This is a genomic window from Flavihumibacter petaseus NBRC 106054 (assembly GCF_000974785.1).
GTDB lineage: Bacteria > Bacteroidota > Bacteroidia > Chitinophagales > Chitinophagaceae > Flavihumibacter > Flavihumibacter petaseus.
In genome coordinates, this window is the sequence record NZ_BBWV01000003.1 from 732,042 (window position 1) to 752,521 (window position 20,480).

A 20,480-nucleotide genomic window follows, 5' to 3' on the forward strand; every position below is an offset into this window, starting at 1 on the left:
CGAAAATAATGTATTATTGCAGCGATCAATATGTCATATTCAACAAGATTTGAATTAGAGCTGGGCACTGCCGGCCAGCCTGCTGAAGCCATCCTGCTGTTGCAGGTAAATAATGCCGGGTTGCAGATGCTGGTGGCTGACCGCGACCGGAAACCCCTTAGATTTTCTATGGTGGAATTTGACCGGGAAACTGCCGAAACAGGATCTCTGTCTGCACTCTCTGAGTGGCTGGCGGAGAACAGGGAATGGACAAGGCAATGGGGCAGGGTAGTCGTAGTACATGACTGCCAGCAGGCAACCATTGTACCGGCTTCCCTTTATAATGTTGACAACGGTAAAGAGTTGCTGGACCTGCAGTTCGGAGACCTGTTTAAAGGAACACTTTTAACGGAACAGATTACCGGGAGGCAGGATTATACTGTTTACCGGATCAGCACAGAAGCTTATCATACTTTATCTGCCGTGAATGGCATAACTGTTCACCGGCATTTGTATAGTCTATGGATGGCGTGGCTGGAAAAACAGCCAACAGCCGCGGATGGACAGGCATTTATGTTGTTTGAGGCCAGTCACGTGGTGATGGCGGTGCGGAAGGAAGACTGGTTACTGCTGCAACAATACGAGTACCAGCAGCCTGAAGACATCAGTTATTACCTGCTGGCCGTGCTGTCACAATATGACCTTTCACCAGAAACAGCGGAAGTGCATTTTAATGGCTGGATCGATCTTGAGTCGTCACTTTACGCTGAATTGAAAAAGTATATCCTTAATCTCCGCGTTGCCGCGGTACCCGGGGATCTGACCTGGGATCTGCGTCAGCTGGACGATCAGCCTGCTCATTATTTCACGCCCTTAATGCAGATGGCAACATGCGTATAATCAGTGGAAAGCTGGGTGGCCGAAGGGTAAATCCTCCGGCAAAAATGCCGTTCACACGTCCTACCACGGACATTGCGAAGGAAGGCCTCTTTAATATCTTACAACAAAATATCGAATTCGAAGGTCTGAAATCACTGGATCTGTTTGGCGGTACAGGCAGTATCAGTTATGAACTGGCCTCCCGTGGAGCGACAGACCAGACGATTGTAGAAAAAGACCCGGCAATGTATGCGTTTATTCAAAAAACAGCAGCATCGTTCGGACTTGATCACCTGAAAGTGATTAAATCGGATGTATTTAAATTCATCGACTCCTGCAATGATCAGTTCGACTTTATTTTTGCAGGCCCTCCATATGCGCTCGAAGCGATCGATGAACTCCCCCGCCAGATTGTTGCCAAAGGATTGTTGAAGCCTGGCGGTATGTTTGTTCTGGAACATACCCCCCGCAACAAATATGAAGGCTTTGAAAAATTTGTTCAGACAAGGTCATATGGAACGACCCTGTTTTCCTTTTTCATCAACCGGTAGGGTATGGAACGTCCCATTTTTGTAACGGGAATCGGCACCGGGGTCGGAAAGACGCTGGTTTCAGCCGTACTGGCAAGCGCCTGGGGAGCGGCCTACTGGAAACCCATACAGGCCGGGTATGAAGACGGTACCGACAGGCAGTGGGTGGCGGCTCATACAGATGAAACGGTCTCCACGATCTTCCCCGAACAATATGTATTACGGATGCCGGCATCTCCGCATATTGCAGCAAAGGCTGAATCACTGGAGATCACCGTGGCAGCACTGGTGAAAGCAAAACCGGAAACAGCACAGCCTCTACTGATAGAAGGAGCAGGCGGATTACTGGTGCCGCTGAACGACCGGGAAACTATGGCAGACCTTGCGGCAACAATGAAAGCAAGAATAGTGTTGGTAAGCAGGAATTACCTGGGCAGTATCAATCACAGCCTGCTTACGGCGGCGTATTGCAGCCAAAACGGATTGGATGTGCTGGGTTGGGTCTTCAATGACCGTTTCGGGAATTATGAAGAGGAGATTGCAGCAAGGACCGGATATCCCATCATTGCTTCCATTCTGCCCGCAACAACAGTTGACGTGGCATTTGTACGGGAACAGGCGAAACTTGTTCCGCCACTCAAAACATTTTTATGACGAAAACAGATCTGAGGAAAATATACAGGGAGAAGCGGTTGACCCTGACTGATAGTGAACGCAGCAAACTGGATGACCTCGTGCTCATCCGGTTCCAGGAATGGTCCCTGCCAGGTTTTCCGGAAAGCATACTGGCTTTCTGGTCGCTGGCTGAAAGTCACGAACCCAGCAGTTTTTTGCTGACAGATTTTATGCAGTTCAGGATCCCGGGGCTATCACTTGCCTACCCGAAAACCTATCCTGAGGAGAGCAGGATGGAAGCGATAGGTGTTGATGATGATACGCGGTTTGTAAAGGGGCCTTACGGCATCGGAGAGCCGAAAAGCGGTCCCGTCTGGGATCCCCTGCAAATTGACCTGGTACTGGTTCCATTGCTGACCTTTGATCAGCACGGCCATCGTCTGGGATATGGTAAAGGCTATTATGACCGGTTCCTTGAACGATGCCGTCCGGATTGTTTTCGGTTGGGTATCAGTTATTTTCCACCGGTGGATGTCATTCCGGGGATCAATGAATTTGATGTACCTTTAAATGCCTGCATCACTCCAGAAACCGTCTATGAATTTTAATTTCCCATTATTGAAGCCGGTGCGGATCATTCTGTTTCCTTTCTCCCTGTTGTACTATCTCATTATTTTCATCCGGAACAAATGTTATGATTTCAAATTGTTCCCGACTTCGAGTTTTGCCCTGCCGGTAATTTGTGTGGGGAATATCGCTGCTGGTGGTACGGGCAAATCGCCAATGGTGGAATTCCTGTTGCAGTTCCTGAGCCGCGAACGGCGGTTGGCTACGTTGAGCAGGGGGTATAAGCGGAAAACACGGGGATATGTGCTGGCTAACGGACATACGAATGCGCTGGATATTGGCGATGAACCGATGCAGTTCTACCTGAAGTTTCCCGATGTGGCAGTTGCCGTTGGGGAGGACCGGGTGGCAACGCTGCCGCAGTTGCTTCATGATCATCCGGAAACCGAATGCGTTATCCTGGACGATGCTTTTCAGCACAGGTCCATCAGTGCCGGCTGGAATATACTGCTGACTGATTTCAATAACCTGTATACGCGGGACTGGTACCTTCCGACCGGTGACCTTCGCGACGAGAAGCGGAGAGCCAGGGAGGCCGATATGGTAGTGGTGACGAAATGCCCGGGGCATTTATCCAGGCAGGAAGCCGATGCGATCCGGGAAGAACTGTCGCTGGCTCCCGGGCAGGCGCTGTTTTTTTCCACGATCCACTACGGAGAATTATATCACATTACTGACAAACAGCATTATAAGCTTACCCCTGATGTGGAAGTGCTGCTGGTAACCGGAATAGCGAACCCGAGACCATTGAAAAAACTGCTGAATGATCATTGCCGTACCTATGAGGAGCTGACGTACAGTGATCATCATATTTTCAGTATCGATGACCTGCGGGAGATCCGCAAGCGGTTTCAGCAGTTAACCGGCAAATACAAGATCATTCTGACTACAGAAAAAGACGCGGTCAGGCTCATCAAATTCAGGCAGGAACTGCATGATATGCCTTTGTTTGTGATCCCGATTGAGATGCAGTTTTTGTTTCATGATACGGAGCGCTTTACTGGTTTAATTGGTAAATTTATTAAGGAGTTTTCCGCTCAATCCTAATACAACAAAATGAGTAAAAAGCGTGCAGGAAAGAAAAAGGAAAAAGGCAAGGAGCGCGTATTGCCCACCTGGACCGGTAAGCTCGACATCACCCGGAGCGGGATGGGATTTGTAGTGATCGATCAGCTGGAGCAGGACGTCCTGGTGAGGCCCAGTGATTTTAATACAGCGATGCATGGCGATACGGTGGAAGTCAGGGTAACCAAACCTGCTGCCAGAAACGGCCGGATGCAGGGCGTGGTATCAAGGGTAATAGACCGCAAGCAACAGGCATTTGTGGGCAAACTGGAGATCAGCAAAACATTTGCGTTCTTTCTGCCGGAAAGTGATAAGCCGATGCCTGATATTTTTGTTCCGCTGTCCAATGTAAACGGTGCGACGAACGGTGCAAGGGTAATGGTCAGGATGCTCGAATGGGAGCCGGGAAAAAAACCGCTCGGGGAAGTTATTGAGGTGTTGGAAGATGTAGCTGAAAATGACCTGGCCATGAAGGAGATCATCCTGGAAAATGGATTTCCCCTGACGTTTTCGGAAGATGTTCTGGAAGAGACTGCCCGTATTCCGGAAATATTATCGCAGGCAGATATTGCTGCAAGACGGGATTTTCGCGAAATCCTCACCTTTACCATCGACCCGGTGGATGCCCGTGATTTTGATGATGCCTTGTCGATCCGGAAACTGAAATCAGGGTACGAAATCGGCGTTCATATTGCCGATGTGAGTTATTATGTGCAACCGGACACTGCGCTGGATAAGGAGGCTTATCAGCGTGCCACTTCTGTTTATCTGCCCGACAGGGTGAACCCGATGTTGCCGGAACGCATTTCCAATGAACTGTGCTCGCTCCGGCCGCATGAAGATAAGTTTACGTTCTCCGCAGTATTTCACATTACGGCAAAGGGAGAGGTGAAAGAGCACTGGCTGGGTCGCACGGTGATTCATTCCAATCACCGGTTCACGTATGAAGAAGTGCAGGAAGTGATTGAATCAGAAGAAGGGCTGTATAAAGAGGAGCTATTGCTGCTTAACAACCTGGCCCAGAAATTCAGGAAGCAACGGTTCAAGAAAGGGGCCATCAATTTTTCATCACAGGAAGTGCGGTTCAAACTTGACGAACAGCGCAGGCCGATCGGCATCATGATCAAGGAAAGTAAAGAGGCGCATCAGCTGATCGAAGAGTTTATGTTGCTGGCAAATCGCTATGTAGCGGAATACATCGGCAAGATCGAAGTCAACAAAAAATCCATTCCTTTTCCTTACCGGGTGCATGATCAGCCTGATGAAGAAAAGCTGGTACCGTTTGCTGCATTCGCACGGAAATTCGGACACTCCTTTGACACCAAATCGCCTGAAAAAATTGCCGCATCCTTTAACCAGTTGTTGCAGGATGTGCAGGGTCACCCCGAACAGCATGTGCTGGAGCAGCTGGGAATCAGGACCATGGCCAAAGCTATTTACACCACAAAGAATATCGGGCACTACGGATTGGGATTTGAACATTACTGTCATTTCACGTCGCCTATCCGGCGGTATCCGGACGTGCTGGTACATCGTGTGCTGCAGGACGCGCTTGACAGTAAATTTGTTTTCGATAAGAAGATGGAGGAGAAGTGCAAACACAGCAGCGAAAGGGAACGCGCGGCGATGGAATCAGAACGGGCCGGGAACAAGTATAAGCAGGTGGAATACATGCAGAATTTCCTGGGAGAAGAGTTTGACGGGGTGATCAGCGGCGTTTCCTCCTTTGGATTCTGGGTAGAGACTGTAGAGCATAAATGTGAGGGGCTGGTGAGTATCGCAAGCCTTTCGGAGGTGGACGATTTCCGGCTGATCGAATCAGACTACATGCTGGCAGGTTTGCGGTCGGGCAGGAAGTTTCGCATGGGCGATAAGGTAAGGATAAGGGTAGTGTCTGCCAACCTTGACAAGCGGCAGCTTGACTATGAATGGGTAATCACGGCATCATTGAAAGAACATTCCAAGAAGAAAAATAATGGGTGAAGCAGTAAGTCTGAATAAGTTTATCAGTGATACAGGATATTGTTCCCGAAGAGAAGCAGATGAGCTGATCAGGGCCGGAAGAGTATTGCTGAATGGTGAACTGGCGCGCCCCGGCAACCGCTATTCGGATGGTGACGAGGTAGAAGTGGATGGCAGTATTGTGACACCTCAGCAAAAGGAAAAGCCCGTTTACCTTGTCTTCAATAAACCTGTTGGAATCACTACTACAACGGAGGAGCAGGTGGCAGGGAATATTATCAGTTTTATTGGCTATCCAAAGCGGATCTTTCCCATTGGCCGGCTTGATAAAGATTCTGAAGGGCTGATTTTCCTGACCAACGATGGCGATATCGTCAATAAAATGCTGCGGGCTGGCAATACACACGAAAAAGAATATGTGGTTAAAGTCAATAAACCGCTTGCACCTGGATTTGCAGAAAAAATGGCAGCTGGAATTCCACTGTCAGAAGGTCGTACGCTTCCGTGTAAAGTGACGGTTACCGGAAGGCAGACTTTCAGGATCACGCTCGTGCAGGGCCTGAACCGCCAGATCAGGCGGATGGTCGAGTATCTTGGCTATATGGCGATGGCGCTGCAGCGGGTAAGGGTGATGCATGTTAAGCTTGATAAGCTGCCGGTTGGCAAATGGCGGCATCTCAGTGATGCGGAGCAGCATCAGTTGTTTGAAGCGCTTAAAACGTCTGACGGTTCTGCGAAAAGGAAGGCAAAACGGAGTTATGGAGTGCGTTCAGAAAAGATGGAAAAAAGGCCTGGGTTGAAAAAGGATGCGGCACCTAAACCGGCACCCAGGTCAGCACCGAAGGCTGATCAGGCCCCTGCGGCACATAAGCCCAAAAAGAAGGCAGACAAAGTACCAGGGCGGCCTCCCGGCAAAGCTGCGGCCAAAGTGCCTGCGAAAGGAAGTTACAAGGCATTTCGCGGCAGAAGAAAATAGGTACAGTTACCAGTCGATTGTCATGATGGCCGCGTAGGTCTCGATGCCATTCCAGAAATTTTCAAGACGGATATTTTCATTTTCTGCATGTTGGTTATTGTCGTGGTTGGCAATCGGAACGATAAGCGTTTTGGCGCCCAATTGTTTTTCAAAAACATACAGGGGCAGGGAGCCGCCAAGTGTTGGTAACAGCACAATCGGTTCTTTACTGGTGGATTGAACCGCCTGTTTTACTTTTTGCACAAGCGGGAGGGAAAGGTCTGTACGTTGTGCATTGTATCCATCCAGTCCCCTGGTTACTTTTACCAGCTTTTTACCTGATTGCCGGTCTGTGGCGGTGGGGTCGTAATCAATCACCATAAAGCCTTTGGAACGGATATGATCGATTACTTTTTGTTGTTGTCTTTGCCAGTCGTTTCCCAATACCAGCCGGAGGTCGATATTAGCGATGGCAGTGGTGGGAATTACATTGGCTGACAGCTTTCCGGTGTTGCCGCTGGCCATTCCATTGATGTTCAGTGATGGCTGGTTGATTGCTTCCATCAGTGACTGGCCGGGTGTTTCTGCTTCCTCAAAACCCAACTCATGTTTCATCTGCTCGTCTGCCGATGGAACCGCCAGAAGGGCTTTTTTTTCTGCTGTTGTCAGCGGCTGGACATCATCATAAAAGCCGCGAATGGAAACTCGTCCCCGGTCGTCTTTCATGCCGGCGAGGAGTTTCGAGAGTGTCATGGCAGGATTAGGCACCCAGTTGCCGTAGTGGCCACTGTGTAAGGGCCGGACCGGGCCATACACGGTAATTTCCAGGTGGGCATCTCCGCGGACGCCCAGTGCAATCATCTTTCTTCCCGACTGATGCACCGGGCCGTCGCAGATGATCCAACCGTCTGCCTTCAGCAATTCCCGGTTTTGTTTGAGGATTCCCTCCAGGTGGGGGGACCCTGCTTCTTCTTCTCCTTCGAAGAAGAATTTGATATTGGCGGATGGTCGTATTCGGGCAGTCTGCAAAGCTTCAAGGGCATACAACAGGCCAGCTACGCCAGCCTTGTCATCTGAAGCGCCGCGGCCATAAATGCGCCACTCCGGTTGTGTATGACCGTTACTGTCCGGTAAAGTGATGGCCTGTCCCTTATTAAAAATTGCATCAGAATACAGGGCAGGAACGAAGGGATGTAACCCCGTGGCCCATTGCGCCGGATTCACCGGTTGCCCATCGTAATGGGCATAGAAGATCAGGGTTTTTGAGGCACCGGGTACCAGGTATTCACCGTAAACCACCGGAGGCACTCCGGGTTCTTTTGACTCCAGGAGCTGTACGTTGGTGAGCTGGCGACGGATCATCATTTCCTGAATAAATGCGGCATTTTTGCGGATGTTGTTACTGTCTGAGGCAATGTTGGGAATTGACAGGAATTCAGAAAAGGTTTTCAGCCAGCCGATCTCTTTTTTCTTCCTTATTTCACGCACCTGCGATAATGGCTGTGCAACACCGGGAAGCGATAAGAACAGCAATAGTGCAAGAACAACTTTGAAATGGAATCTGGCGGCTATTGATATCATAGGATCTCCGGGTATTTATATTTGTGGAATAGCAGGTGTAAAGGCGGGATGCACCCTTGCCTTATTCATTTGTTCAAATGCATAGGCCATTCCCAATAGCGGGCCTTCAGAAAAAGCTTTACTGAAGAACGAAAAGCCAACCGGGAGGCCATATACCATTCCGCAGGGAACTGAAATGTGTGGATAGCCTGATATGGCGGCAGGTTGGGTAAGGAATACATCACCCCACCGGTCACCATACCATCGATCGACGGCGCAGGCCGGGCCCATGGTAATGCCTGCGATGGCATCCAGTTTATTTTCAAGGATAACTTTGTCGAGAATCTGTTTGGATCCATCGTGGCATTCTTTCAGTGCTTTCAGGTAGTCTGGCTGTTCCAGGTCTCCCAGTTCCTGGCTGGATTCGAGTGTTTCCTGTTTGAAGTAAGGCATGGCTTTGTCTTCGTTAGCCTTGTTAAAAGCAATCACATCCTGCAAGGATTTCATCTTACCATTGGCCGCAGCAAGGTATTTGTTGACGCCGGATTTAAACTCATATTTCATCACGGTAAATTCTGCGTCGCCAAGTTTGCTGATGCTGTCGAGGTATTCGATGTCTACAATAGTACCGCCAGCCTGGGTGATCGTATCTTTTGCTTTTTCGAGGAGGCGGTGCATGAACTGGTTTTTGCCCTGCGGCTTTTTCTCGATACCAATTCTTTTCCCTTTCAATGCATCGGTTTGCAGGAAGCGGGTGTAGTCCTTTTCCAGGTTAGCCGCTGCGCTTACCGTAATGTTATCCGCCGCGTCTGCACCAACCAGGTAGTTCAGCAGGATTGCCGTATCTTCTACTGTGCGGGTAAGCGGACCGGCGGTATCCTGGGTATGCGAGATGGGAATGATTCCTGACCGGCTGACAAGGCCAACTGTAGGTTTAAGGCCAACCACGCCATTCACGGAAGCGGGGCAGGTGATGGAGCCATCTGTTTCCGTTCCGACGGCTATAGCGCAGAGGTTGGCGGCAACTGCCACGCCTGACCCCGAGCTGGAGCCGCAGGGATTATGGGATAGGAGATAGGGGTTAAGCGTCTGACCACCGCGGCTGCTCCACCCGGAACAGGACGAGGAGCTCCTGAAATTGGCCCATTCAGATAAATTGGTTTTGCCCAGCAATACCGCACCGGCCTCCCGGAGACGGGTAACGAGGAATGCGTCTTTGGAAGCTTTGTTGCCTTCCATCGCAAGCGCGCCGGCAGTGGTCTGCATGCTGTCTGCCGTATCGATATTGTCCTTGATCAGTACCGGGATACCGTGCAGCAGGCCGCGGGTTTTTCCGGCTGCCCGTTCCGCGTCCATGGCCCGGGCGATGGAAAGCGCATCGGGATTGAGTTCGATCACGGCACGCAGTTTCGGGCCGCCCTGGTCTATTTCGCGAATGCGCCGGAGATAAACTTCTGTCAGCGAAGTTGCGGTGAGTACACCGGCTTCCATTTTACGTTGCAGTTCGCGGACAGTTGTTTCATTCAGATCGTCGTTTGCGGATTGATCTGACTTGCTGCTTTCGTTGGATGCTGTGTCTTTGCTATCCTTTTTTGCGTCGGATGTATTTTGGCAGGCCGTAATGGCGAGACCGGCCATAGCCAGGGAGGCGAGGCTGCCATCGCGGAGAAAATTTCGTCTTTTCATAGTAAAAAGCCCTGCGGGTGGCAGGGCTTTTTAAGTTAAACATATTTGGTGACACCGGGCACCGCGACGGGATAAAATCCGTCAGCATTTGGCAGGATCGGTGGTGGTGCATCCCACGCATATACTTTGGGGTGAATATCAATGCCGCTGTTAATGGCCTTGTCCCACTCAACAATCTGTCCACTGTAAGTGGCCATTCTTCCCAGGATGGAAGTCATGGTACTTCTGGCACCGTTTTCGGCATCGGCAAACTTGTATTCGCCTTTGGCGATTGCCGCAAACAGTTCGTCATGTTCTGTTTGATAGGGGTTGTTTTCCAGTTTCGAATCGAACTGGTACAGCGATTTACCTTTGGCATCACTGATGCTGCCGGCACCGCAATGGATCTTGCCCTTTGTTCCCACCAGCAGTTCGTCCACACGGCTCATGGTACCGGGGATATGGCGGCACTGGCTGTTGAGAATGCTTCCGTCAGCGTAGGTGAATTCAACGAAGTGGTGATCGAAGATCTCCCCGTTGTCTTTACCCTTGCGTACCTGGCGCCCACCCTGGCCCTGTGCCTTTACGGGATAGCCACCTTTGAACCAGTTTACTGCATCGATATTATGAATGTGCTGTTCGTTGATATGATCGCCGCAGAGCCAGTTGAAATAATACCAGTTACGCATCTGGTATTCCATTTCCGTCTGTCCGGCCTGGCGCGGGCGTACCCATACGCCATCATTGTTCCACCAGGCCTGGGCTGAAATGATATCACCGATCAGGTTTTTTCTTTTGTACAGTTCGCGGTAGGAGTTCTGATAGTGTCTTTGCAGCCCTACCACTACGTTAAGTTTTTTCTGTTTTGCAATTGCTGCTGCTGCCAGTACCCGTTGAACGCCGGCGGGATCAGTGGCAACCGGCTTTTCCATGAATACGTGTTTGTCCTGTTTGATGGCTTCTTCAAAATGAATGGGGCGGAAGCCGGGAGGGGTGGTCAGGATGATAACATCGGCCAGCGGGATCGCTTTCAGGTAGCCGTCGAAGCCAACAAATTTTCTTTCTTCGGGAACATCCACGTTTGCTTTTACATTCTTCACCGTGCTGCTGTAATCAGAGATGTCGTCAGCAGTCAGTGTTTTGTAACATTCGTCGAGCCGGTCACGGAAAGCATCCGCCATGGCGACCAGTTTAACATTCTGTTTGCTGAGCAGCGCCTGCATTGCGGCACCGGTACCACGACCACCGCAACCAACCAGGGCCACTTTGATGGTGCCGTCTGCTCCGGAAAAATAATTGGCTTTTGACAACAGCGGTGCTGCCATTGCGCCACCTGCCAGTATACCGGAATTCAACATGAATGCCCGGCGGGATGATTTTTTGTGGAAAGCTTCGTTTGTCATCTTGCTGTTTGAAAGTTTATTAGAAGAATTATTTACCAAGATATTGTTGAAAGAATGCCTGAATTGTTTCGGCCGAGGGCTGGGGAAATGGTCTCACCACCCTGAAGCCGACAGAAGAGGCTTCTGTGAGCCACCAGCGGCTTTTCGGAATCTGGGGGTCACGGCGATTCCAGGTGGGATCAGATTTTACCCTTGCTGCAGAACGCAATTTTACCGGCTGGTCGTCATATCCGCCGCCGCGAACAACTTTGGGGTACCGGGAAGCACTATACGCTGCCAGTGGGTCTTTACTACCCTCGGCATACCCTTCGTAGGCATTGTCTGTATATGCGTCCAGGGTCCATTCGCTGACATTTCCCAGCATATCGTAAAGTCCCCATGGGTTTGGTTTCTTTTCTCCCGATTTGTGAAATTTATTGCCACTGTTGCCGTCGAACCAGGCATAGTCACCCAGTTTGTCCGGTTGGTCACCAAAGAAATATGCTGAAGATGAACCTGCGCGGCAGGCATATTCCCATTCTGCTTCTGAAGGCAGGCGATAAAAAACGCCAGTTTTTTCATACAGCCAGCGGCAATACATCAAGGCTGAATACTGGGAAAGGCTGTTCACAGGAAAGCCGCCTTCCTTACCCATTCCCTTGCTGAAATCAATATACTGGGGGCTGGGTCGGGTTATGGCGTCAGCCGTATTGTTCTGGGAAAAAGCGTCGTCTTTAAAGAAAACATCGAAGGCATCGCGGCTGGTTTCGAATTCAGCCATCCAGAAAGTACTGATTTCGTGCTCACGGGCCGGAGATTCGTCGGGTTGACGATTCTTTTCTTTGTCTGAACTTCCCAGGCGGAACTTCCCGGCAGGTATGGGTACCATTTTAAATTTCAGGGATGAACCAGGCACCGTCTGTTCATAGGGTTTGAAGTCTGCCTGCTGACCTTGCGCACTCATATTCATCACAAGACCGGCAAACACCAGCGTACCGAAAAATTTCATTGCAGCGTAACGATTTTGGAGCTACAATTTAGGTTATTAAGTGATTGCGTGCTGTTCAATTTTGTTCTTCCCAGTATTGGGAAAACCCTTTGGTTGCATGATATTCGAGCTTTCCGTCCTGCAAACTGGTAATCAGGATCTCAGCCTGCAACTTAATTGCCAATTTCTTCGCCTTTTTTATCTTCAGCAGTGTTCCGGCCTTCGTGAGCCAGTCAGCCACCACGGCATCTTTTGCGATGACCGTCACATTGCGCATGTTTGTGGAGCCATAACCGGTTCGGGGATCAACAATATGGGAATACCGCTTCCCGTTGTGCGCCTGGTGTTGGTAAACATCGCCGGATGTAGTGACGGATTGCTGGCGAAGCACCAGGTTGTCGGGTAAAGTTGATTCCTCTGATTCCGGCAGATTAATACTGATGCGCCAGCCCGGCCTTCCAGGAGGAGGGTCGCTGACGGATATATCGCCACTCACATCTATCAGCGCCGTGCGGATACCCAGTTGCAGGGTGCGGTTCAAAACTTCTTTGGCAATATAGCCCTGGGCGATACCACCGAGGTCCAGTAACATATGGGGCTGTTTGAGATAGACCTTATGCTCCTGCGTGTTGATTGTAACATGTTCAAATCCGCAGCGACGCCTTGTTTCATTGACCAATGTGCTGTCGGGCCAGGTTTTTTCCCTTCTTGATTTCCGCCAGAGCCGGGTCAGCGGACCCAGTGTTATGTCGAAAGTACCCCTACTGGCTTTCCAGGCGCCGGCAGCCTGGTTGATGATGTCGAACAATGCCGGGCTGCAGGTAAAGCCGGCCGGGTTTCCAGACGAAGCAGCGAGCCGGTTCAGTTCGCTGCTATCAATATAGTCACTGAAGATGAATACCAGAGAATCCACCAGGCTAAAGCAGTTTTCAGCAACCCGGGCGGCTTTAACGCTGTCTTCCGAATATAGCGTAATGCCGAACGGGGATCCCATCTTCTCGCGGCTGAAGGCGTATTTCTTCGGCTGAGCGTGAAGGTTAGTGGCAAATGCGAGCAGGATGAGCAGGGGAAGCAGATATTGTAAGTGATAGTTTGGCTTGTCCGTCATTTTTTTGCTGGATTGTTCCGGAAGGCGTTAAATTTAAAAAATATAAAACAACTGCATGTTAAGAAGAGACTTTGTGCAGCAGTCGGTTCTTGCCACCGGCGGTCTGCTAACCGGTACAATGGCTGCGGCACAGGCTGCCAAAACAAAATCCGGCACTGCTGAAAAACCATTCAACCTGAACTATGCATTTCACGATGGCATGTTCGCAAATTCCGCTGGTCCCGATTTCATCGAACAGATCAAATTCGGGCATAGTATGGGTTTCCGTGCTATTGAAGATAATGGCATGATGGGCCGGCCGGTGGAACAGCAGAAAAAAATCGGTGACACGCTGGCCTCCCTGGGAATGTCTATGGGTGTATTTGTGGTGACTTCCGATAACTGGCACTGGAAAACATCACTTACGACCGGTAAGCAGGAATTTATTGACCGGATGATCAAAGACTGTAAGGAAACTGTTGAAGTGGCCAAGCGATGCAATGCCAAATGGGTTACTGTGGTACCGGGCAATTATGACCGGAGCCTGTCGCTGGAATACCAGACAAGCAATGTAATCAATGCACTCCGGAAGGCGGCAGCTATTCTTGAACCGCATGGAATTGTCATGGTGCTGGAAGCCCTGAGCGACAACCCTGATCTTTTTCTGCGGCATACTGATCAGTCGTATATGATCTGCCAGGCTGTGAACAGTCCCTCCTGCAAGTTCCTGTTTGATATGTATCATATGCAGCGCAACGAGGGCGATATTATTGCCAATATTGACCGGTGCTGGAATGAAACCGGTTATTTCCAGATCGGTGACAATCCCGGCCGGAACGAACCCGGAACAGGGGAGATGAATTACCGCAATATTTTCAAACACATTTACAACAAGGGGTATAAAGGCATTCTCGGGATGGAGCATGGCAATGCCATTAAGGGCAAAGAAGGGGAAGCAGCATTGATCAGGGCCTACCGCGATGCAGACGCCTTCCGCTAGCAACTGCAATTGATACAGCATTTTCAACCGTCCATACGATAAGAGGTTGTTTACGGGTTTCCCGCAACGGAAATTTGTGAACAACCTTTCTTATGAAATTGATAATTGCCATTTGCGCCGGGCTGATGCTATGGTCCGGCGCCGTGGCCCAGGAGGACGTTCAGTATCACAGCAATGCGCTGCAGGAGTTTCTCGAACCCATGGCCCGCAGTAATGATTTTCCGCTGGCTGGCGGACATTTTCTCTTCTACATGCCGGAGCGCGTAGGTGAATACCGGGGATACCCGGTATTCCGGAAGAATGCTGATACAGCAGCCGCAACACCGTATTCTATTCTTATAACCGATGGGGACTGTCTTCCGCTTGATCCGGTAACCAGGGAGGAATTGCTGTTTGCTATGGAGATTTTTGTGCAGGGGCAACTGGACAGGCTGTCAATGTTCCGAAAGGCATCCATTGGTACCAGTGGCGAAACACTCGTGCAGAAATACGAAGATGCCTTACGCAGGTTAACGCACCTCCTGGAAACAATGACACCCGCGGAACGAAATATGCAGGCGGTAGTTTTTGATCCTACAGAAATATTATGGACGAAGAAGCCTGAAGGGATATTTGAAGCCCAGGAAAAAAAAGGCGGCCGCCCGCTGGTTCGGATTGCCGCTGGAAAATGTGGATTTGTACAGGTGCTTATTCGCTAGATATCGTTAGTTCTTCAGCCAGAGCCTCTTCCAATTGGAGAATCCATTTTTTGAATTGATCGTTCATTTTTTTAGCGTTGAAATTCTCCTGCCAGTAAAGTGTCGTAAACGCCGGCACAGGCTTAAGTTGTTTTCCTGCAATATCGTAAGCACCGGCTACACCCAGGTGGCTTTCCGGTTCGCCGTCATACCATAGCCGGGTTTCATACAGGTAAAACTGATATTTCTTACCGTTGACAATACTTGTCCTTTTGCCCATCAGTTTCAGATTTACTGAGTCTGCTTCTTCAATGGCAACAGTATAGAGATCAGCTTCCGCAAAATGTACCTGGGTCAGGTATTCCGCCGGAAAGAGTTTTGTTTTTTTATTTTTCTCCAGCACATCATAAAGGTCTATCCGATATGCTTTGGATGCTGCCAGCTGACGCAGGTATTTGGTGTCAACCGAAATGTTATGGTTAAACAGATAGGTTACAAATGCCATTTTAAACGCCTGGTCTTTCGTTTCCAGGAATTTTCTTGCCATAGCCACTGCGCGTTGGGAGGGAGTCCGGGCCAGCAGTTCGGGGATGCGGCCAATATAATGCATCTCGTAATCCGACGCCTTGTTGGAGAAAGGCAGATAGTGTTCGGCCATTTTCAGGAGTGCGTCCTGATTTGCAAGGATCTCATCAACCGTGATCAGATTATTGTCCAGCAACCGGAGATACAATGCGGCTGCCAGCGGCGCAGTTGTGGAATGCTGCAACAACTTGCTGAAATCCTCCTGAAACAACTTCAGTAATGGCAGGCTGTCCCTGAGCTCATAAACGAGCCCGGATGCAAAATCGGAATCGCCGGTTTGTAAAGCAAGATTGTCAAAGAGTACGCGATAACTTTCCTTTGTGGCAATTTTGCTGAGTAATGTCAAACACAGCTTGCTGTTTGTTTGGCTGGTGTGTTCACCTGATTTTTTCTTTATCAGGGCAATCGCACCGGCGGTATCATAGGAAAATAGCAGACTGCCGATTTTCCTGTTATAGCTTAGCGTATCATAACTATTGGCCGGAAGCAGCTCGCGGAACAGGTAATCTTCCAGCAGTGACTTGTCTTTCCTGGTAATAACCGTTGTATCGAGTGACGCGTAGGCAGCTTCTTTGGCGGTGGAATCGCCTTTTTCCAGGTCCCGTAGCAGCCTTTCAGCTTTCGGACTGGCCAGGGAAAGTTCATCCGGCGTATTCAGCAATTTGATACTGTTAAAGAACCGGTTGGCCGACTGGTTGAAAATGATGGATGAATCACCGCTCACAAAGGAGCTGATCAGCGTATTGCCCTGCCGTGAAAGGCGATGGCGGGAAACAATGAAACTTCCCTTTGTCCGGGCAATACGTTCCATAAAGTACTGCCCGCCTGCAAATCCCGTGTTATTATTAAATACCTGGGAACTGTCCGGATCGGTATAATAGCGGTTCAATAACACGGAGTCATTTGCCGCAGTAGTATAAATGGAAAGTGTGTCCAGCCTGACGTTATATCCTGTTGCGGAAAAGGTATCAGCTGCATAGACATCGTTTTCCCTTCCAACAACAGTTGCGGGAGCCCAGAATGAAACCCTGCCGGCTGAATCGGATCGGGTTTGCCAGTCAGGTGTACTGTAGGGAACAAATGTCACGCTCTTAAACAGGTTACGGTAGGGGGCCGTTTGCAGTACGGCGGAATCACCCAAAGCGATTAGTGAAAAGTGTACATTTCCCCTTACCCATGAGGCAGAATGCATGAATATGCGCGGGTTGGTAACTTGTCGCCCGGTGATCTCAATGCCGGGTATGCCGCCAATATTTATCCGGCGTTCAACCGTGTCTTTTAGCTGTTTGCCGGCGTTTTTGCGGATTTCCTGCAAAATAGCTTCGTCTGATGTGACATAATTACTGCCGGTTGTTTTTTTGGAAATGGCCATCACAATCGCGCCCGTTCTCCTGTCCATTCCCATATTTGCCGAGAATTTCCATTGAGGAGAGGTTTGTTTGATCAGGTTGTCATTGGGTTCAATCGGGATGGGCGAATAGAATCGTGCTGTCCCGAAGCTGTCTGTAAACAACATCCCGTTTTGAACGTCGGTATCCGGTTCAATTATATGAAAGGAGCTGAAGTATTTGTCGGCATTGGGAGAATAAAGACTTGACTTTTTTACTCCGCTGACGATCATTAAAAACACCATTTCCTGTTTGACGAACACCTGGAGCCGGATGCTGCCCTGCGGGGTGGTTTGTTCAAATTCCCGGCCCGTTCCCCCATCAACACTGAGCTGGCGGACAGTCTTGGGTGTTTTGTCAACCTGCAGTGATTTCCTGATAATTTCCTCCACGAGGCTGTCCCCTTCACCGGCAGGAATATGAACGCTGTAGATGCCGTAAAAAGAAAGATTGGTGATATCGAACTGGTAGTAAAAGTCAATCATGCCAAACATGGTGTATTTGTTGGCTTTACCGGGCATCGACACGGAATAGCCGGACCGTGTTTCTTTCAATTCCGACCAGCTGGCAGGTATTTCCTGGAACGTATATTGTTTGGCGGGAATCTGCTTAGCGCTGAAAACGGGATCAACCGTAAAACCGGCTTTCCGGAGGAGCGAGATCACGCCGCCATCACCCGGCAGGTGGGCAGCGCCCACAGCGAAGAACATGGGCCTGATGGCGCTGAGGCTGTCCATCCTGTGTGCCATTTTGATATTTCTGCGAACTAATATCGCATCCCTTTTCTTCATATCCTGCGACATCTCATCCAGCCGATCAAGGTCCTGCGCCTGGTATATGCTGATCATTTTTTCAATATATTTTTTGCCGTCCGACAGGTCATCAGCAGTCAGCTGGGCCAGGTCGCTCTCATCTACGGACGCTTCCAGCAGGCTGGTCTGGTCGGTGATGTCTTCGATTCCCCCCACCCATTTCGCTTGTTTTTTAGCCAGCATATAGAGATAACCATCAACCACGGTGGGCATCCCGCCTTTCTGGAAATACTCGGTCATCCATCCATTTCTGGCGTTTTGTATATCCTGTGCCGTGATTTCACTGGCAGGTTTTTTGAATTTCCGCGACAGGGATTTTGAGTAACGGTTGTAAACATCTTTGTCGAGCATATCTTCCAGTGCCTTTTTTGAAGCCAGCGCATCAAATGTTTTGTTGATGATGTAAACGGCCAGCTCGTCCGGGTTGACTTCCATGGCATAGCCCTGGGTTTGTTGGATGGCAGTATAAACGGAATCGCCAAAACGGAAAAGCCGTTCATCCGTCAGGTGCATAGTACCGTACAGGTAGGAAGACTGGGGGAGGCCATTGCCCGATATTCGCCATAACAGCGTTTTTGGCGTCTGGGCAAACAGGGCTGAAAAAAAGGTTAGCAGGCTCAGCAGGTTGCAGATCAGGATCTTTTTCATCGGTAAGGTTTATTGAAACGGGTCCAAGATAGGCATTCTGCAGGAGACATTAGAATGGTGAAAATGTGTTTTGCGCTTTTAAAATCGGGAACTGGATTGTATTTTTGAGCGCCTTAACCCCAAACTATGAAAGGAAGGATTCTGACCGTAGCCCTGCTGACTGCCTTTTCATGCACGTCATTGTTTGCGCAACTGCAAACCCCTGATGGAGATGGCGCAGCACAGTCTACTGCCCTGAAAAAGATTTCCAAAAAAGCAAAATACGGCGCATACCTGATTGAGGAGGAGTTTGACTTTTCCACCGGAAAGGGTATGAACGATCAGCCAGTCGTTACTGCCAGAGACAAAGGGACGATTGAAATGGTTTCCCTGGAAAAAGGAACACCAGTTGGTTACCTGCTTCCCTATAATGATTTCGTGAAGCTTCGTGATTATGACTTTGAGATCTTTTACCGCAAAGATTTCAAGAGCCAGAAATATCCGCCGTTGAAAATGTCGCTGACGGATGACGACATTTTTTTCGACGATAGTTATGGTTTGTATTACGGTTTTGAGGCAGCCGAGTCAGGTCAGCGATGCAGGTTCAAATATGACTACCAGTATACCGATGCCAAATACCTGACAAGATTGTTCTTTCACCAGGGAATCCCGGTGAAACAGCGGGTGTTCAGGTTTAAAGTGCCTTCCTGGCTTCAACTCACCATTGACGAAAAGAATTTCGGGTACATGAAGATTAAAAAGGAAACCCGGAAAGAAGGCAATTTTACCATCTATACCTATACGGCCGAGAATCTGCAGGCGATGAAAGCTGAGCCATCCTCCCTGGGCAAACCGTATTATCTGCCCCACCTGATCATCACTGTCAGGTCATTTTCAGTAGACAACAAATCTTATGCGGGGTTCAAAACGGTGGATGATCTCTATTCCTGGTATAGCCTGCTGTACCAGAAAGCACAGAATGACAAACAGGCCATCAGCAACCAGGTAGAGGAACTGACCAAAGGGTTGAAAACAGATGAAGAGAAGATCAGGGCAATATATTACTGGGTGCAGGACAATATCCGGTACATCGCTTTTGAGGAAGGGTATGCGGGATTTGTTCCGCACACTGTTCAACAGGTGTTCAGGAACAAATATGGTGACTGTAAGGGAATGGCAAACCTGTTGACCGAAATGTTGAAACTGGCAGGATATGATGCTCATTTCGCTTGGGTGGGCACCCGTGAAATTCCCTATGATCACAATGAAGTGCAATCTCTGTGTGTGGACAATCACGCCATTTCTGTCTTATACTTCCAGGGGAAAACATGGTTCCTGGACGGTACCGAAAAATATGCGCCATTCGGTGTTAATGCCTACCGCATTCAGGGGAAGACCGTTCTCGTGGAACATGGTGATAAATGCAAGGTAGAAAGAGTGCCTGCAGCAAACCTCGGTGACAATACAATGCAAACCACGGTGCGGTTGAAACTGGACGGGGATAAGTTAAAGGGACATGTGAAAATGCAGTTCGTTGGGGAAGCGAAAAACTTCTTCCATTATGTATATAATAATATCCCTTCCAATAAGCGCAACGACTTCCTTAAAAACCTGGTTGAACTCAACAACAACAATACGGATGTTACTAACCTCAAAACTTCTGATTTCAAAAACAGGGATATTCCCCTGGTCGTTGAAGGTGATGTTGAAGTAAGCAACCAGGTTACCAAAGTTGACAAGGTTTGTTATACCAGCATGGATTTTTTCCCCGGTACCTTTTCCGGGTTCATACCAGATGAGGAGCGGCTGACGCCGATCGACCTCGATCACATTTTTGTAGCATCAGATGAAGTGATCCTGGAATTGCCGGCCAATGCCAAACCAAAACAGCTTCCCGAATTGTTCAGGGCAAATTTCAAAGAAAACACTATTGAGGCCACCTATAGTGCGGAAAAGAATACGATCGTCTTGCGGAAGAAAATGCAGTTGTCCACGCCCGTGATCATGAACGACGGATTTACGGAATGGAAAGCATTCCTGACGCGAATCAAAGAATATAACCGTAACAATGTCAGCATCCAGCTGCCTTAAACCTAT

General features: G+C 49.3%; 16 protein-coding genes. 10 read left to right on the forward strand and 6 right to left on the reverse strand.

The annotated features are described in order from the left end of the window. The first annotated feature begins 30 nt into the window (after positions 1 to 30). The 7 genes from FPE01S_RS18450 to FPE01S_RS18480 are packed head-to-tail and all read left to right on the forward strand — an operon-like array spanning position 31 to position 6,633. The gene (locus tag FPE01S_RS18450) at positions 31 to 879 is read left to right on the forward strand and encodes a DUF3822 family protein (protein WP_046370479.1); all 849 of its coding nucleotides are present in this window, start codon (positions 31 to 33) and stop codon (positions 877 to 879) included. Further along, on the forward strand, positions 870 to 1,409 hold the full coding sequence (locus tag FPE01S_RS18455; protein ID WP_046370480.1) for an RsmD family RNA methyltransferase: 540 nt from the start codon (positions 870 to 872) through the stop codon (positions 1,407 to 1,409). The genes FPE01S_RS18450 and FPE01S_RS18455 overlap by 10 nt, the downstream gene beginning before the upstream one ends. Before the next feature lie 3 nt (positions 1,410 to 1,412). After that, positions 1,413 to 2,042: a dethiobiotin synthase gene (gene bioD, locus FPE01S_RS18460; protein ID WP_046370481.1), complete on the forward strand. Its 630-nt coding sequence runs from the start codon at positions 1,413 to 1,415 to the stop codon at positions 2,040 to 2,042. Next, the gene (locus tag FPE01S_RS18465; protein WP_046370482.1) at positions 2,039 to 2,611 is read left to right on the forward strand and encodes a 5-formyltetrahydrofolate cyclo-ligase; all 573 of its coding nucleotides are present in this window, start codon (positions 2,039 to 2,041) and stop codon (positions 2,609 to 2,611) included. The genes bioD and FPE01S_RS18465 overlap by 4 nt, the downstream gene beginning before the upstream one ends. Next, positions 2,601 to 3,677: a tetraacyldisaccharide 4'-kinase gene (gene lpxK / locus FPE01S_RS18470; RefSeq protein WP_046370483.1), complete on the forward strand. Its 1,077-nt coding sequence runs from the start codon at positions 2,601 to 2,603 to the stop codon at positions 3,675 to 3,677. The genes FPE01S_RS18465 and lpxK overlap by 11 nt, the downstream gene beginning before the upstream one ends. Before the next feature lie 9 nt (positions 3,678 to 3,686). After that, on the forward strand, positions 3,687 to 5,678 hold the full coding sequence (gene rnr / locus FPE01S_RS18475) for a ribonuclease R (protein WP_046370484.1): 1,992 nt from the start codon (positions 3,687 to 3,689) through the stop codon (positions 5,676 to 5,678). Beyond that, positions 5,671 to 6,633: a pseudouridine synthase gene (locus FPE01S_RS18480; protein WP_072054015.1), complete on the forward strand. Its 963-nt coding sequence runs from the start codon at positions 5,671 to 5,673 to the stop codon at positions 6,631 to 6,633. The genes rnr and FPE01S_RS18480 overlap by 8 nt, the downstream gene beginning before the upstream one ends. Before the next feature lie 6 nt (positions 6,634 to 6,639). On the opposite strand, the gene FPE01S_RS18485 is transcribed toward FPE01S_RS18480, so the two are convergent. The 5 genes from FPE01S_RS18485 to FPE01S_RS18505 are packed head-to-tail and all read right to left on the reverse strand — an operon-like array spanning position 6,640 to position 13,315. Next, a complete protein-coding gene (locus FPE01S_RS18485; RefSeq protein WP_046370485.1) occupies positions 6,640 to 8,193 on the reverse strand; it encodes a M20/M25/M40 family metallo-hydrolase in 1,554 nt (517 codons plus the stop codon). A gap of 15 nt (positions 8,194 to 8,208) precedes the next feature. After that, positions 8,209 to 9,858 (reverse strand): amidase, encoded by a 1,650-nt coding sequence (locus FPE01S_RS18490; RefSeq protein WP_046370486.1) that lies wholly within the window; start codon positions 9,856 to 9,858, stop codon positions 8,209 to 8,211. 35 nt (positions 9,859 to 9,893) lie between these two features. Next, positions 9,894 to 11,240: a Gfo/Idh/MocA family protein gene (locus FPE01S_RS18495; RefSeq protein WP_046370487.1), complete on the reverse strand. Its 1,347-nt coding sequence runs from the start codon at positions 11,238 to 11,240 to the stop codon at positions 9,894 to 9,896. Positions 11,241 to 11,268: 28 nt separating this feature from the next. Further along, the gene (locus FPE01S_RS18500; RefSeq protein WP_046370488.1) at positions 11,269 to 12,228 is read right to left on the reverse strand and encodes a formylglycine-generating enzyme family protein; all 960 of its coding nucleotides are present in this window, start codon (positions 12,226 to 12,228) and stop codon (positions 11,269 to 11,271) included. A 55-nt stretch (positions 12,229 to 12,283) separates the two neighbouring features. Then, a complete protein-coding gene (locus FPE01S_RS18505; protein ID WP_052955996.1) occupies positions 12,284 to 13,315 on the reverse strand; it encodes an FAD:protein FMN transferase in 1,032 nt (343 codons plus the stop codon). Between the two features lie 55 nt (positions 13,316 to 13,370). Between FPE01S_RS18505 and FPE01S_RS18510 the strand changes: the two genes are divergently transcribed. Beyond that, positions 13,371 to 14,294 (forward strand): hydroxypyruvate isomerase family protein, encoded by a 924-nt coding sequence (locus FPE01S_RS18510; protein ID WP_046370489.1) that lies wholly within the window; start codon positions 13,371 to 13,373, stop codon positions 14,292 to 14,294. 92 nt (positions 14,295 to 14,386) lie between these two features. Next, positions 14,387 to 14,992: a hypothetical protein gene (locus FPE01S_RS18515; RefSeq protein WP_046370490.1), complete on the forward strand. Its 606-nt coding sequence runs from the start codon at positions 14,387 to 14,389 to the stop codon at positions 14,990 to 14,992. On the opposite strand, the gene FPE01S_RS18520 is transcribed toward FPE01S_RS18515, so the two are convergent. Next, positions 14,982 to 18,404: a TraB/GumN family protein gene (locus FPE01S_RS18520; protein ID WP_046370491.1), complete on the reverse strand. Its 3,423-nt coding sequence runs from the start codon at positions 18,402 to 18,404 to the stop codon at positions 14,982 to 14,984. The genes FPE01S_RS18515 and FPE01S_RS18520 overlap by 11 nt on opposite strands. A gap of 126 nt (positions 18,405 to 18,530) precedes the next feature. Here FPE01S_RS18520 and FPE01S_RS25080 point away from each other — a divergent pair, with 126 nt between their 5' ends. Further along, on the forward strand, positions 18,531 to 20,474 hold the full coding sequence (locus tag FPE01S_RS25080; RefSeq protein WP_052955997.1) for a transglutaminase-like domain-containing protein: 1,944 nt from the start codon (positions 18,531 to 18,533) through the stop codon (positions 20,472 to 20,474). Positions 20,475 to 20,480 lie beyond the last annotated feature (6 nt).